A 15,485-nucleotide genomic window follows, 5' to 3' on the forward strand; every position below is an offset into this window, starting at 1 on the left:
TTGTGGTTTTGAGATTCAATTTTAACATGAAATTAGGGGGTCGTTGTTTTTTTATGCAAAAAAACTTTCGAAACCTTGATATATAAAGATTTTAAAAAGAAAAGTAGTGTAGAAACTTTACACTAACAAAATAAAGAAGGAGGCAATATTATGGAAACAAATGATATTATAGAAGAAAAAGAATATAATGATATTGAAAACAAAATTAGAGAATTTAATAAAAAATATAAAAAATCAATAAATATATATAATTGCAATGAGGAGATCAATAGAAGATTAGATAACTTAAATGCAGATATGAATGATAATGTTAATTATTATGTAGAATGTATAAATAAAAAAGGAGAGGAGTTTAAAAACAAAGAAGAAAAAACATTTAAAGATTTATTTAAATATTTAGATTTAAAATTTAATGAAAGTAATAATTTAAAGAAGTATAAAACTTCAATATTAAAATCAAATTCTTTATTAGTTGAAGTAGCAGGAAGCAATTATTTTATAAATTATTTTGATAAAAATAGATTATATTATTATATAAAAGAATCTGGAACTTCTAATTTAGTACCTAATTTAGAAGAACTTTATTTTAAAAAAGTATTGAGTTATTCAAATTATTTATTAGGAATTGATAATGAAAATAATAAATTATTTAGTTTTGATATAAATACTAATGAAAAAAATTATATATTAAATAACTGTTTAGATTTTTTAATTGATGGAGACAAGCTTTATGCTATAAATGATCATAAAGTTACTATATTAAAAGTTTATAATTATGAAATATTATCTATATATCAATTAATAGGAGAAACTTTTTTAAAGCAAAATGAAGAATTCAAAAATAATTTAGAAAGATATTTAAGTTTAGAAAAAAATAATAATTGTTTATATATTAATTATGGTGGAATAAATTACATAATAGATTTAGATAAGAATTGTATTACATATAAAAGTATTTAAAATATTTTAAAGTAATATTAAAATGTATGATTTTTATAAAAATAAAAATCATACATTTTTTATTTTATTGACAAAGGTTTAACCATTATTTATAGTAGATATATTGTACAGGAGGTTTTGACTATGAGTGAAGATATAGTTTTAAAGTTAGAAAAGATTAAATTAGAAGAAACCAAACAGTGGATAAAAGAAGAGTTAAATAGAATAGGAGAAGATAACGGAAGCTTATTAAATAAAATTAATGATTTAGAAAAGGCTGCTAAAGGTGCATATAATGAAGAATTAGAAGTATCTAAAAAGCTTTTTAATATTGTTCATAAGAATTTAGAAAAATATGATGAAGCTTATATCAAACCTTATTTTGCAAGAGTTGATTTTAGGGAATATAAAAAAGATGTGGAAAGTTTTTATATTGGAAAATTTGGATTAGGTGATATAACAAAAGGAGAAGAAAAAGTTATAGATTGGAGAGCACCTATTGCAGATTTATATTATAGTGGTACCCAGGGAGAAGCCTATTATAAAGCTCCTGTAGGAGTTATAGAAGGTGAATTAAAACTTAAAAGAAAATTTTTATATGAGGAAGATAATCTTAGTAAATATTTTGATGAAGGTATAAATGAAATAATTTTAAAATCACAATTAGATGAAGAGGGAAATGGAGCTTTAATAGATGAGTTTCTTAAAATAAACCTTGAAAGTAGTACGGGATCTAAATTAAAAGAAGTTGTAGCAACCATACAAAAAGAACAAAATGAGGTTATAAGAGCAGCAAAGAATTTTCCATTAGTAATCCAAGGTTCTGCAGGTTCTGGTAAAACAACAGTAGCATTGCATAGATTAGCATATCTTTTATATAGATACAAGGAAAGCTTAATGACTAAAGATATATTAGTTATAGCTCCTAATAAATTATTTTTAAATTATATTTCAGAAGTTTTACCTAATTTAGGTGTTGATAAAATTGCACAAAAAACTTTTGAAGAAATTGCTTTGGAAAAATTAGGTATAAAATCTAAAGTTATAACAAAAGATAAAAAATTAATTAATTTTTTAGAAAATAAGGATCATAAAGCCAGCGAATATATATTAAATGAAAGTAAACTGAAGGGATCACTAGATTTTAAAAATATTCTTGATAATTATTTAAAAATATTAGAAAGAGAAGATTCAAATATTCAAGATATAAAGGTAATGGGATACAAATTATTTGATAGTAGTGAAATAAAAAGATTATTTACTAAAGATTTGGTTAAATATCCTATTAATAAAAGAAAAGATGAAATAAAAAGATATCTTTATTTAAAAGTAAATGATAAAGTAAAAAATATTTTAGATAAGGTAGATTTTCAATTTGAATATAAAATTGCAAGAATAAAAAAGCAAATGGAAGACTGTAAGGAGAGAAGAGAAAAATTAATTGCTTTATATGATGAAAGAGACAATCATAAAAAGCAAATTCAAATAGCTTTTAAAAAGGAGTATAATGAATATTTTGATAATTGGAAAGGGATTAATACAACTAATGTGTATAATAACTTTTTTAAAAGAAAAGATATTTATGATGAAGCTACAGAAGATAAAATTTCTTTAAAATTAATTTCAGATATGAAAAATAAATTTGAAGAAAATTTAAATGAAAATTTAATAGATTGTGATGACTTAGCAGCTATGCTATATTTAAAATTTAAAATAGAAGGCATGAATGAAAGAGAATTATTAAAGCATATAGTAGTTGATGAAGCACAAGACTATTCTCCTTTACAATTAAAGGTGATTTCTATGATGACTTTAGGAAATTCATTGACTATAGTGGGAGATTTAGGGCAAGGAATTTATTCTTATCGGTCAATAGAACATTGGAATATGCTTTTAAAAGATATATATAATAATAAAGCTCTTTATAAAAAATTAACGCAAAGTTATAGAAGTACTGTAGAAATAATAAATTTTGCTAATAAAGTGCTTAAAAAGCAAAAATATTTTGAAACTCCTGCTAATCCTGTTTTAAGACATGGTGATGAACCAAAATTAATAGAATTTAAGAATGGAAAAGATTTCTGTGAACAGGTTGATATAATAATTGATAAAATGAAAAATAAAGATAAGCATTCTATAGCTATTATAGGTAAAACCTTAAAAGAATGTAAGAAAATAAAAGAAGCTACTAGAAAATATTCAAAATATAAATTTAATTTAGTTAAGGATGATAATAAAGATTTTAATTTTAAAATAATAATAATTCCATCATATTTAACTAAAGGTCTAGAGTTTGATTGTTCTATAGTTTATAATTTAAACAGTGAATTTTATAAAGATAGTGAAATAGATAAAAAACTTCTATATGTAGTGCTAACTAGAGCACTTCATTATGAATATATATTTTATAATGGGCAAATATCTCCTCTTATAGAATAAAATATAAAGGGTTATATTTAATATTAACAATTTTGAAAGGTGTGAATACAATGGAAGAAAAACAAATAATGGCATTTAAAGATGAAGAAGGTAATAAAGTAGAATTTGAAGTGATTGCTAAAATATATTTAAATGAAGATACTGAAGATGAGAAAGAATATATTATATTATCTCCAGTTGAAGGTAAAGAGGATGATGCATTTATATTTAGAATAGATAATATAAATGAAAAAATTGAATATAATTTAGTAGAGAATGATGAAGAATTTAATGAAGTAAAAAAACAATATAAAAGTTTATTATACTAATTTAAAGGAGGAGTATTTTTGAATAAAGTTGATATAATAAGTTTTTTAAAAGATAATGATTTAACTGAAATTGAAGAAATTTCAGTTGAGTATAATGTATTGGCATTAAAATTTTATTATGATTTTGATAAAATAGAATTAGATGCAGCTAGAGCATATGCTAATGAAGAAACAGATTATGAAGAAGAAAGTATTGAATGGATACAAGAAGGCATAATACCATATTTGCAAGATTTAGCTAATGATACTGTAGGAGAAATAATAGAAGATGCTATGGATGAATTTCAATTAAGTTCTTTTATTAATTCTTCTGATATAAGTACATCTAATTATGAATATAAAAGTTTTATTGTAGTTTTTTCAGATGAAGATGATGAAATAAATGTAGAAGAGATTGGAGAAAATTTAGTTGTAGGATAAAATTACCGTTGATTTTAATAGATAATATGATATAATAAAAGCATAGTTAATCCTGATATGTGCGCGAAGCTTATATTTTTAACCTACATATGAAATACGGGATTTGCAACACTCTTAAAAAAATCGGACTTCAAGTTTTAAACTTTATTAAATGATTAAATTAATTTAATGACAGAAGATGATTAATTAAAGATGAGTGAAACCCACCTGCTGAGTTGCAGGTATAAATTTATAAGTGTGACGGCATAATGGGATGAATATTAATTAAGTTTGCACAAAGATGTAGTATATATTACTACATCTTTTTTATCTATGCAATCTTTTTATTAATACAATCATTTTCTTTTGATTTTTGAGCATTATTTTTATAGTATTTTTTTGCTTTTATTTTTTGTGCTTTTAGAATAAGTATGTCCAAATCTTCACTAAGAAATACTATAAATTTATTTGTAGGTTTAAAATATGTTAAAAGTATATTAAGTAACAATTTTCTACGTTTAATTTTCTTGTGTAGGCTTTTTAATGTCATAAAAAGTTCCTCCTATTTGATTAAATGTAAAATTATGAAATTTGATAATATAATTATATAATGTACATAATGTTTTGTAAAAGAAATTCAATCGTCAATTAGTTTCATTAATCGTCAAAAAAAATATAAAAAAACAGAGTAAATTACAAATATTTACAAATAAAAATCTTATTAATAGAAATTTATAAAAAATGATTTTGAAAGTATTAATCTAATATAAATACATTATAAATTAATATTGATAAATAATTTGTAAGAATGTAAAATAATAAGTAAGAATATGTATAAAATAATAGAGGAGAGATTAAAATGAATATAGATGAATTAATTGCAAGAATAAATGAATTACATAAAAAATCTAAAGAAGAAGGATTAACAGAGGAAGAAAAGGAAGAACAACAAAAATTAAGAAGAGAATATATAGATGGATTTAAAAATAGTCTTAGACAACAATTAAATGGAATAGAACCAAAAAATAAAGAAAATTAAAGGGTGATAATTGTGGGAGTAACGGTTGAAAAGCTTATTAAAGACTTTAATTTAGAAGTCGTACTAGAAGGCGAAAAAAATATACCTATTAATGTTAATGATATAAATAGACCAGGACTCCAACTAGCTGGTTTTTATAATTATTTTGCTCCAGAAAGAATACAAGTTATTGGTAAAGCTGAATGGAGTTTTATAGAAGATATGGGCCCAGATTTAAGAAGAAAAAGGTTAAATAAATTTTTTTCTTTTAATGTTTCTTGTGTTATTGTTACAAGAGAATTAGATTTACATGAAGAATTTATTAGAGCTGCTAATAAAAATAAAACTTGGGTTTTAAGAAGTAATATGATAACAACTAAGTTTATGAGTAAATTAACTATTTATTTAGCTGATAATATGGCACCAGAAACTAGATTACATGGTGTTTTAGTTGATGTTTATGGAATTGGTATGTTAATAACAGGAGAAAGTGGCATAGGTAAAAGTGAAACTGCCTTAGAGTTAATTAAAAGAGGACATAGATTAGTAACAGATGATGCTGTTGATATAAAAGAAATAGATGGTGAACTTATAGGAACATCTCCTAGAATAACCTTTGGTATGCTAGAGGTTAGAGGAATGGGGATAATAGATGTATCAGCATTATATGGTTTAAGCTCAATTTTACCATCTAAGGAAATAAAAATAATTATACATTTTGAACATTGGAAAGATGATGGAGACTATGATAGATTAGGAATAAATAGTGAATATCAAGATATTTTAGGTGTAAATGTAAGAAGATTAAGAGTTCCAGTAAGACCAGGTAGAAATATAGCTGTTATTATTGAAGCTGCTGCGGCTAATTATAGATATAATTTAATGTCTAATACAACACCAGTTGATATAATAGAGCAAAGAATGATGGAATGCAATAATAATCAATAGAGTAATTTTATAATATATAGGATATAATATAACCATATCAATCAAGTGTAAGGTGATGATATGGTTATATTTAATATTGATGAAAATTTTAAAATTCAGTCTAATTGGAAAAATGGTGATTTTAAAGCTTGGTTAATTTTAGATGCTAATGAAATAAATAATTTATCAACATTTTTTCATGAAGAATGTATAATTGAATGTATAGATTATAAGCAATGTCAAAGAATAGATTATTATTCCGATTATATATTTTTGCTTATAAATATTTTAGAACAAGAAGAAAAACAAATTATTTCAAAAGAAATAGATATTTTTTTATCTAAAGATTATATAATAACAGTTTATAAATCTAACATAAAATTATTAGATGAAGTAATTAAAGATATAAGTGAAAATAAAAATTGTTTATTGTTAAAAGAAGTTAAAGATCCTGCTATAATTTTATATTATTTATTAGATAGATTAATAATAAAAAATTATAATATTATATCTTATTTAGAAGAAGATTCAGATAAAATAGAATTAGACATATTAAAAGAACCTAATAGTAAACATTTAAATTCTCTTTTATTTATAAGAAGAGAAGCTTATAAATTAAGAAAATTACTTAAACCTTTAAGATATATAGCAGATAGTTTAACATTAAATGAAAATGGAGTAATTAAAGAAGAATGTTTAATTTATTTTAAAAAATTAAATTTAAGAATGGAAAAATTAATGGCTGCTTTAGATATTCTTTCTCAAGAACTAGCTATAGTAAGAGAAGCATATGAATCAGAGATAGCAAATAAAACTAATGAACTTATGAAAGTTTTTACAATAATAACAGCTATATTTTTGCCATTAGAATTAATAACAGCATTATTTTCTATGAGTTTTGATAACATACCTTTTAAAGAATGTTATTTGGGGTTTTATGTATTGATAATTTTGTTAATTGTTTTAGCTGTGCTTTTATTATTTATTTTCAAGAAAAAGAAAATATTATGATTATTTGACAATATATAGAAGGTGATATAAAATTAATTTAAAATATTTGGGGAGGTGAAATTTGTTGATAATATATTTAGAAAACTTATTTTATTTTAAAATAAACTTTGTAAATATAATCAACAAAAAGTTTTATGGAAAATAATAAATTTGAAAAAAAAGATATTAATGCTTGGGAAAAATATAATAAAGAAGATAAAAAAGAAGTTTTTTTATTAAGTGATAGATATAGAGAATTTATGTCTATAGCAAAAACTGAAAGAGAATGTGTAAATGAATTAATAAAAATAGCTGAAAAAAATGGTTTTAAAAATTTAAAAGATATAATTAAAAATAATAAAACAATAAAATCTGGAGAAAAAGTTTATATAAATAACATGGGAAAAACTTTTGCTATGTTTGTTATTGGTGAGGAAGATTTAGAAAAAGGATTAAAAATAATAGGTTCTCATATAGATGCTCCTAGAATAGATTTAAAACAAAATCCATTATATGAAGATTCAGATTTGGCATTAATGAAAACTCATTATTATGGAGGAATAAAAAAATATCAATGGGTTGCTATGCCTTTAGCTATACACGGCGTAGTAGTGAAAAAAGATGGAACAATAGTAAATATAATAATAGGAGAAAATGATAATGAACCAGTAGTAGGAATATCAGATTTATTACCCCATTTAGCTGCGGATCAAATGACCAAAAAGGCGTCTTTAGTAATAGAAGGAGAAAATTTAAATTTATTAGTGGGAAGTATTCCTGTTAATGATAAGGATACTAAAGAAAAAATCAAATCAAATATATTAACACTTTTAAATGAAAAGTATAATATAGATGAAAATGATTTTGTATCTTCAGAATTTGAAATTGTACCAGCAGGAAAAGCAAGAGATTTTGGTATTGACAGAAGTATGGTTATGGCATATGGGCAAGATGATAGAGTATGTGCATATACTTCATTAGAAGCTATTTTAAAGATAAATAAAGTAGATAAAACTTGTGTAGCTTTATTTGTTGATAAAGAGGAAATTGGTAGTGTAGGAGCTACAGGAATGCATTCAAGATTTTTTGAAAATATCATAGCAGAAATAATGGATAGAAAAGGTGATTATACAGAATTAAAGCTTAGAAGATGTCTTCAAAATTCTAAAGTTTTATCAGCAGATGTATCAGCAGCGTATGATCCTAACTTTACATCCGTAGTAGAAAAGAAAAACTGTGCTTATTTTGGAAAAGGAGTAGTATTTAGTAAATATACTGGCTCAAGAGGAAAATCAGGATGTAATGATGCTAATGCAGAATATATGGCAGAGCTTAGAAGAATAATGGATGATAATAATATAACTTGGCAAACTGCTGAACTTGGTAAAGTAGACCAAGGTGGTGGTGGAACTATAGCATATATTTTAGCACAATATAATATGGAAGTTATAGATTGTGGAATTGCTCTTCAAAATATGCATGCGCCATGGGAAGTTGCGTCTAAAGCAGATATATATGAAACAACTAGATGCTATGAAGCATTTTATTTAGAAGCTTAACTTTAAAAGCTATTATTAAAAATATGTAATAAAATTTTATTATATATTTTGAAATAATAGCTTTTTTTATTAATAAAATATAATCACTAAATATGATTTATAATAAAAATAATTTTCAAAGTATAAAAAAAGAGTTTTTTATGCTACAATTATATTACAAAATTAATACATTAAAGGGAGATGAAGGAACATATGAAGAGGCTGTTAATAATATTAACTTTAATTATTGTTTTAGGAGTAAGTATAATGGGGTGTGGTAATAGTAATAAAAATGATAAGTTAAATTCTAATAATACAACTACAGAAAATAGTAATAGTAATGAAAATAAAGAAAAAGTTCAGTTAGAGGCTGTTAAGGCAAACTATAATGATGTAATAAATGGAAAATATAACGATAAAATTATTTGGGTAGAAGGAGAAGTAATTTTAATTAAAGATGGTAGTTTTCCAGATTTTGATCTGAAGGTTAAGGACAATAATGAATTTGTAACATATAAAATTTTAAATGCTGAATCTTTGGAAGGATTAAAGCAAGGTGATAAAGTAAAGGTTTATGGTACAGTAACAGATGCAAAAAATCCAATTATAGAGGCTAGTACAATAGATAAAGAATAATGAATTAAATGAAGAAAGCTAGATACTAAGCTAGCTTTCTTCATTTAATTCATTTACTAAAATATCTATTTTTTTTTCAATATTTTTAATTTCACTTTTTAATTCTATTAATTCTTTTTTTACATTAGATTTTGTACAAAGTTTAATTTCTTTATTATTAATTTGAATGTCATTTTTCAATATTAATTTATAATTTTTTCCCGATGAAATTTTAAATGCTAATTCTAGTAAATCTTTATATCTTTTATTAGCATCTTTAAAAATATGATGATTAGGAGCTATGGCTATAATGGTATCTGTAGTAATTTCAATTGGAGTAATTTCCTTAATCCAATTATTAAAAGAAATATCTGATATTTCACCGTTTACAATTTCCAATGCTTTATCCCATAAATTATTCATTTGTTTCCTCCGATGTATTAGATTTATTATTAATAAATTATACTAGTTTATTAATAATGAAACAAGAATATTTTGTAAAATAATACTGTTAATTCATAATATAACTTTTTATTATATAGGTTGTTGAATAACTATTTTTACCAACTTATTTAAGATTATTTTTAACCTAAACATATTGAATTTTATAAAAAGAAACTATATTTTTAGATTGAAATAGCCCATAAATTGGTGAAAATCTATTAAATATTCAACTCTTAATTTTACAAATTCTGTTTATTCAACAACCTATTATAAATTAAATGCTAAATTTAGAAAATTGAATAAGAAAATTTTCTAAAATTTTAGCTGTCATTCCCCAAATAATATATTTATCATATTTATAAAAGATAGAAGTGCAATAGCTTTTTTTATTCATATAGTTTTCTTTATTAGCAATTAAATCATAAGGAAAATCTTTAGATCTAATGGTTATTATTTCATTTTTATAACACTCAGGTTTGTAATTTAAAAGATAATCTAAAGGAATCAAAAAAATGTGATCTACTTCTGATTTATTTAAATTAAGATTATTTATATTACTTATTATTGATAAAAAAGGATGTATGATTAAACTTGAAGAATCTATGAATAAATCTAATTCACAAATAATATTAATATCATTAATACTTACACCAAGTTCTTCATAAGTTTCTCTTATAGCGGCATCTTTAGGACTTTCATTTTTTTCTATAATACCACCAGGAAAGGAAACTTCACTAGGTTGACGTTTTAATAATTTAGATCTCATTTCAAATAAAACAAAAAGTTTATTATTTTTTTTTACTATTGGAATTAAAATGGCTGCTTTTAATAGATTATCTGCACCATTTATATATGGAGTATAATTTTTAAATTTATTAAGTGTATTATACATAATTAATCACCTATTGTTATTAAAGTTTAAGTATATATAATAGTATATGCTATTGTATTTAGGAATAAAAGTAAAAAAATATATTTTAATAGAGTATAACCTATGAGCAATTTAAAGAATATACTATATTAAATTATATTTTAATGAAAGGAAGCGATTACTATGAAATTTGATTGGTCAAAGTTAAGAAATTATGGATTATGGGTATCAGTAATTGCGTTTATCCCATTAGCTTTACAAGGGTTTGGATTGAATGTATTACCAAATAATTATGAAGAAATTGCAACGGCATTATTATCAATTCTTGTATTAGCAGGAATAATAGCAGCTCCTTTAAGTAAAAATAAAGAAACTAAAACTAATGATGAAAATACTAAAATTCATGTTACAACAATACCTGAAGATGTAGCTTCTAAAGAAGATAACACAAAGAATGATAAATAAAAATTTAGTTTTTTATTTATAATAAAAGCATATTAATTTTTAGTTGAAATTATTTAAATGCTATATTAATATTAATATAAGGATAAACAATTGTAGATATTTCAATGAATACTTGGCAAGTATTAATTAAGAAATTTAATTATTTTATTTAATACTTGCCTGTTTTAAATTGAAAATATTAGGAATAGTTAGTTTATCTTATATTAAGTTTATAAATTAAAGGAGAAACAATAATGATAAAAGAAGTTATAAGCACAACAAAAGCTCCAGGAGCAATAGGACCATATTCACAAGGAATAAAAGTAGGAGATTTATTATATACATCAGGACAAATACCTTTAAATCCAGAAAATGGAGAAATACCAGAAACAATAGAAGAGCAAACAAAACAATCTCTTGAAAATGTAAAAGCTATTTTAGAAGCAGCAGGAACAAGCTTAGATAAAGTTTTTAAAACAACTGTTTTTTTAGGAGATATGAATGATTTTGCAAAAATGAATGAAGTGTATGCGAAATATTTTACAGAAAATCCACCAGCAAGAAGTGCTGTTGAAGTCGCTAGATTACCTAAAGATGTTAAAGTAGAGATAGAGGTAATAGCATTACTTAAATAATAAATAGTTAAGGGGGACTTAAATATGAACTATAAGACTTCTGGAGTATGTGCAAAAGAAATTAATTTTGATGTGATAAATAATAAAGTAACTAATGTTACTTTTGTTAATGGATGTCCAGGAAACTTATTAGGTTTAGCACAATTAGTTGAAGGAATGGATATAGATGAAACAATTTCAAGATTAAAAGGAATTGATTGTAGATCTAAAGGAACTTCTTGTCCAGATCAATTAGCTAAGGCATTAGAAAAATATAAAGAAAATTTATAAGAACATAAAAATAAGACTTATGATATATTAATAAAATAAACTATAAGTCTTATTTTTATATATATTTAGATATAGAAAAAAATTGAATATATTACAAATGATACTAAAAATATAAAAAATACTTTAAATAAATTTAAAAATATATTATACTATAAGTAGATTTAGTATTAAGTTATTACTAAATACTTACATAATCTGTGTTTTATAGTGAAAAACTTTAAACACCCTTATCCTAATAATATTCAGAACACCTTAGTCACAACCCTAGACTAAGGTGTTTAATTTATGGAATAGAAATTAAAAAGATGGTAATATATTATTAAGAGAAAAGGAGAAGAAGTATGAGAAAAAAATTAAAAGATTATTTATTTGTAATTATTATTTTTGCTGTTATTTTTACTAAGTTAGTTATAGTAGATGTTGTAACTGTAAAAGGAATATCTATGCAGCCTACATTAAATGATAAAGATAAATTGATTGTAGAAAAAATATCTCAATATTCTAATAATTTTGATAGAGGAGATATTGTAATATTATTAATGGATAAAAATAATAAAGAATTTTGGGTTAAAAGAATAGTTGCTTTAGAAGGAGATACTATAGAAGTTAAAGATAATAAAGTTTATGTAAATGATGAAATTATAAGGGAAGATTATATACCTAAAGATAGTGTTACATCTAATATATCTAAATCTATAGTTCCAAAAGGTCATATGTATGTTTTAGGAGATAATAGAGAGCATAGTGGAGATAGTAGAGCAGTAGGATTTATAGATTATGATAAAGTTGTAGGTAATGTATTATTCAAATTTGGATTAATTAAATAAATTTAAAAACTATGAGAAATTATAAAAATAACTTCTCATAGTTTTTATTATTATAAAATATTCTTAGATAAAGCTAATGCTTTTGAATCTCTATTTTCTACAGATAGAATAATTTCTCCAGCCTTACTAATATCGCCTAAAATTATAGCTCCTACCAATATATTATCTTTAAAGAATAGTTTAGTATATTTATTATTATTTAAATTTTTAGATGAAATTTGCTCATAAATTTTATCATTAAAGTTTATTAATCCAATAGAGCATACTTCAGTATTAAGAGCTTGCAATATTATTGAAGAAGTAAAATGACTAAAAGCTTTTTTTACACCATTAGCATTAGCACCAGCTGATTTTCCCATTTCTATAGCAGCAGGCCAATTACCATAAACTATATTATTAAATTCAGCTACATCACCACAAGCATAAATATCTTTTTCGCTTGTTTCCATATTTTCATTTACAATAATACCTTTATTACATTGAATACCTATAGATTGAGCTAAACTAATATTGCTTCTTATGCCAGTAGAGACTAAAAGAATATCACAATTTAGTTTTTTCCCACTTTTTAATTCAATTCCTACTATTTTGTTGTTTTCTGTTAAAATTTCAGTGCATTGTTCTTCCATTAAAAATTCTAAACCGCAATTTTTAATTTTTTCTTTAAATATAGAAGCACCTTCAAGATCTAGTTGATTTTGCATTGGATTTGATAAGAATTCAACTACTGTTACTTCTAAACCAGCATTATGCATTTCCCAAGCCGCCTCTAAGCCTAAAGGACCTGCGCCAATAACTACAGCTTTTTTAGCTGTTTTTATTTGTTCTTTAAGTATTAATGCATCTTTTAAAGTTTTTATTGTATTTAAACCATATATGTTTTTATAGTTATTTATAGTTATTGACTCTATAATATTATCTCCAGTTAATGATTTAATTTTAATTGGAGGTAAGAAATTATGGCTACCATTAGCTAAAATAAGTTTATCATAAGAAATTTTTTCGCCGTCTTCTAAAAGAATGAACTTAGAACATTTATCAATAAATACTACATTAGAATTTAATATTTCATTTATATTATTTTCTTTATACCATTCTTTACTTTGTAAATAAAAGCTTGAATCATTAATATCTTCAATTAATATATCTGAAAGTTGAGGTCTAGAATATGAAGAAACATCTTCATTAGACATTATTTTAATAGTGCAAGTATTGTTTATTTCTCTTATAGTCTTAGCAGCATAAAATCCTGCAGCTCCATTTCCAATTACAACAAATGTATCATTTGTATTTATAGATTCAAATTTTTCCATTTGAACCTCTATAAATTGATCACTACTAGCCCCACATACTTCACAGAATTCAGGAACTGTATCGCTTTCAAATATTTCTCCACAAACAAGACATTTCCAATATCTTTTTTTACCATCAGTAACAATTGTATCATCTTTAATATATGAATTTCCATTTGGATTATAATTAATGTTTTTTACTCCAAACATTACGTCAGAAAATTCAGATCCAAAATTAAGTGCATCTTCTAATTCTTTTTTAGAAGGTTTAAATCTTATTTTTAAACCAGGACCATATAGCTTCATTCTAAGTTCTAATAATCTAGATTCTATTCTAGGAACAGCTTCACCACTCCATCCATAAGAACCAAAAGCAGCAGCATATTTTCCACCATGAACTATTGGGTTAAGATTAGTTAATACATTTCTAATAGGAACTAATAGTTCACCAACAATAGTAGGAGAACCAAATAATATACCATCAGATTCAGAAATATCCTTTAGTATTTCATCTAAATTATGATGTATTACATCATACATTTTTACTTCCACATTATGTTTTGATTTTATTCCTTCTGCAATTTTATTAGCAAGTTCAGCAGTATAACCATAAGCGGAAACATAACAGATGGTAACTTTTTTATCTCCAGTTATTTTGGGAATTACTGGAGTGCTCCATTGTTTGTAAATATTTATGATTTTCCAAGGATTATCTCTAAGTACAGGACCATGACCAGGACAAACTAAGTCTATATTTAAATTTTCTATTTTTTCAATAGCTTTTAACATATAAGAAGTATATGGTCCAAATATACAATCAAAATAATATTTTAAAGCATCCATATAATCATTTTCATTAGATATTAAGTCATTAAAAATTTTATCAGAGCAATAATGACTACCAAAAGAGTCACAAGTTATTAATGTGCTATCCTCAGGAATATATGTGTACATTGAATCAGGCCAATGTAAAAAAGGAGCAGAAATAAATTGTAAAGTTTTATTACCTAAATTTAAAGTATCCCCATCTTCTACAATAATATATTCAAAATCATCATTAACGATATCTTTTAGGAAATTAATAGCTTGTATTGATCCAACTACTTTAGCTTTAGGTGCAAGCTTAATAAGATTTTCTACAGAACCAGCATGATCAGGTTCTGTATGATCAACAACTATATAATCTATATTTCTTGGATCAATTCCTAAACTTTCTAATTTTTTTATATATTCATCAAAAAAATGAGCTTTTACTGTTTCAAAAACAGCAATCTTTTTATTTCCTTTTACTACATAAGAATTATATGTTGTTCCATAAGGTGTATACATTATTATGTCAAAAACTCTTAGGTTAGGATCTAAAGCACCGACCCAATATATATCATTTTTAATTTCTAAGTGTTGCATTAAAAGCACCGTCCTTTAACGTGATATTTATTACTAAATAATAAAGATTATCTATTTATTATTATATTATTAAAATAAAAAAAGTAAAGTTATACAAAAAAAAATAATTTATTATATATCAG

At 23.6% G+C, this 15,485-nt stretch carries 17 protein-coding genes; 13 read left to right on the plus strand and 4 right to left on the minus strand.

Annotated elements, in window-relative coordinates; genetic code table 11:
* Positions 1-150: 150 nt before the first annotated feature.
* From GBZ86_RS05790 to GBZ86_RS05805, 4 genes are all read left to right on the plus strand, one after another.
* Entirely contained in the window at positions 151-960 is an 810-nt protein-coding gene (locus tag GBZ86_RS05790) for a hypothetical protein (RefSeq protein WP_152888655.1), read from the plus strand.
* Between the two features lie 123 nt (positions 961-1,083).
* The gene (gene helD, locus GBZ86_RS05795; RefSeq protein ID WP_152888657.1) at positions 1,084-3,378 is read left to right on the plus strand and encodes an RNA polymerase recycling motor HelD; all 2,295 of its coding nucleotides are present in this window, start codon (positions 1,084-1,086) and stop codon (positions 3,376-3,378) included.
* Positions 3,379-3,428: 50 nt separating this feature from the next.
* The gene (locus tag GBZ86_RS05800; RefSeq protein WP_152888659.1) at positions 3,429-3,686 is read left to right on the plus strand and encodes a DUF1292 domain-containing protein; all 258 of its coding nucleotides are present in this window, start codon (positions 3,429-3,431) and stop codon (positions 3,684-3,686) included.
* An 18-nt stretch (positions 3,687-3,704) separates the two neighbouring features.
* Positions 3,705-4,106, plus strand: a complete 402-nt coding sequence (locus tag GBZ86_RS05805; RefSeq protein WP_152888661.1) for a hypothetical protein — start codon at positions 3,705-3,707, stop codon at positions 4,104-4,106.
* Between the two features lie 310 nt (positions 4,107-4,416).
* Here the strand turns inward: GBZ86_RS05805 and GBZ86_RS05810 are convergent, their stop codons facing one another.
* Entirely contained in the window at positions 4,417-4,635 is a 219-nt protein-coding gene (locus tag GBZ86_RS05810) for a hypothetical protein (protein WP_152888663.1), read from the minus strand.
* 309 nt (positions 4,636-4,944) lie between these two features.
* Between GBZ86_RS05810 and GBZ86_RS05815 the strand changes: the two genes are divergently transcribed.
* The 5 genes from GBZ86_RS05815 to GBZ86_RS05835 all read left to right on the plus strand — a co-directional run bounded on the left by GBZ86_RS05815 (position 4,945) and on the right by GBZ86_RS05835 (position 9,194).
* Positions 4,945-5,124, plus strand: a complete 180-nt coding sequence (locus GBZ86_RS05815; RefSeq protein ID WP_152888665.1) for a DUF896 domain-containing protein — start codon at positions 4,945-4,947, stop codon at positions 5,122-5,124.
* Between the two features lie 12 nt (positions 5,125-5,136).
* Positions 5,137-6,051, plus strand: coding sequence for an HPr(Ser) kinase/phosphatase (gene hprK / locus GBZ86_RS05820; protein ID WP_327444265.1), 915 nt, complete (start codon positions 5,137-5,139; stop codon positions 6,049-6,051).
* 60 nt (positions 6,052-6,111) lie between these two features.
* The gene (locus GBZ86_RS05825) at positions 6,112-7,041 is read left to right on the plus strand and encodes a magnesium transporter CorA family protein (RefSeq protein WP_152888666.1); all 930 of its coding nucleotides are present in this window, start codon (positions 6,112-6,114) and stop codon (positions 7,039-7,041) included.
* 134 nt (positions 7,042-7,175) lie between these two features.
* Positions 7,176-8,579 carry an aminopeptidase gene (locus GBZ86_RS05830; protein WP_152888667.1) on the plus strand — a complete coding sequence of 468 codons (1,404 nt, stop codon included), beginning with the start codon at positions 7,176-7,178 and terminating at the stop codon, positions 8,577-8,579.
* A 192-nt stretch (positions 8,580-8,771) separates the two neighbouring features.
* Entirely contained in the window at positions 8,772-9,194 is a 423-nt protein-coding gene (locus tag GBZ86_RS05835; protein WP_170272169.1) for an OB-fold protein, read from the plus strand.
* A gap of 30 nt (positions 9,195-9,224) precedes the next feature.
* Here the strand turns inward: GBZ86_RS05835 and GBZ86_RS05840 are convergent, their stop codons facing one another.
* Positions 9,225-9,596 (minus strand): DnaA N-terminal domain-containing protein, encoded by a 372-nt coding sequence (locus GBZ86_RS05840; protein ID WP_152888670.1) that lies wholly within the window; start codon positions 9,594-9,596, stop codon positions 9,225-9,227.
* Positions 9,597-9,891: 295 nt separating this feature from the next.
* Positions 9,892-10,509, minus strand: a complete 618-nt coding sequence (locus GBZ86_RS05845; RefSeq protein ID WP_152888672.1) for an NUDIX hydrolase — start codon at positions 10,507-10,509, stop codon at positions 9,892-9,894.
* 162 nt (positions 10,510-10,671) lie between these two features.
* Between GBZ86_RS05845 and GBZ86_RS05850 the strand changes: the two genes are divergently transcribed.
* The 4 genes from GBZ86_RS05850 (at position 10,672) to lepB (ending at position 12,664) form a co-directional block, all read left to right on the plus strand.
* A complete protein-coding gene (locus GBZ86_RS05850) occupies positions 10,672-10,953 on the plus strand; it encodes a holin (RefSeq protein ID WP_207707426.1) in 282 nt (93 codons plus the stop codon).
* 233 nt (positions 10,954-11,186) lie between these two features.
* On the plus strand, positions 11,187-11,567 hold the full coding sequence (locus GBZ86_RS05855) for a RidA family protein (protein WP_152888674.1): 381 nt from the start codon (positions 11,187-11,189) through the stop codon (positions 11,565-11,567).
* Positions 11,568-11,591: 24 nt separating this feature from the next.
* On the plus strand, positions 11,592-11,837 hold the full coding sequence (locus GBZ86_RS05860) for a TIGR03905 family TSCPD domain-containing protein (protein ID WP_152888676.1): 246 nt from the start codon (positions 11,592-11,594) through the stop codon (positions 11,835-11,837).
* 341 nt (positions 11,838-12,178) lie between these two features.
* On the plus strand, positions 12,179-12,664 hold the full coding sequence (gene lepB, locus GBZ86_RS05865) for a signal peptidase I (RefSeq protein ID WP_152888678.1): 486 nt from the start codon (positions 12,179-12,181) through the stop codon (positions 12,662-12,664).
* A gap of 50 nt (positions 12,665-12,714) precedes the next feature.
* Here lepB and GBZ86_RS05870 read toward each other — a convergent pair whose 3' ends face one another.
* The gene (locus GBZ86_RS05870) at positions 12,715-15,363 is read right to left on the minus strand and encodes an FAD-dependent oxidoreductase (RefSeq protein ID WP_152888680.1); all 2,649 of its coding nucleotides are present in this window, start codon (positions 15,361-15,363) and stop codon (positions 12,715-12,717) included.
* Positions 15,364-15,485 lie beyond the last annotated feature (122 nt).

The sequence above is a fragment of the Clostridium tarantellae genome (assembly GCF_009295725.1).
GTDB classification, from domain to species: domain Bacteria; phylum Bacillota; class Clostridia; order Clostridiales; family Clostridiaceae; genus Sarcina; species Sarcina tarantellae.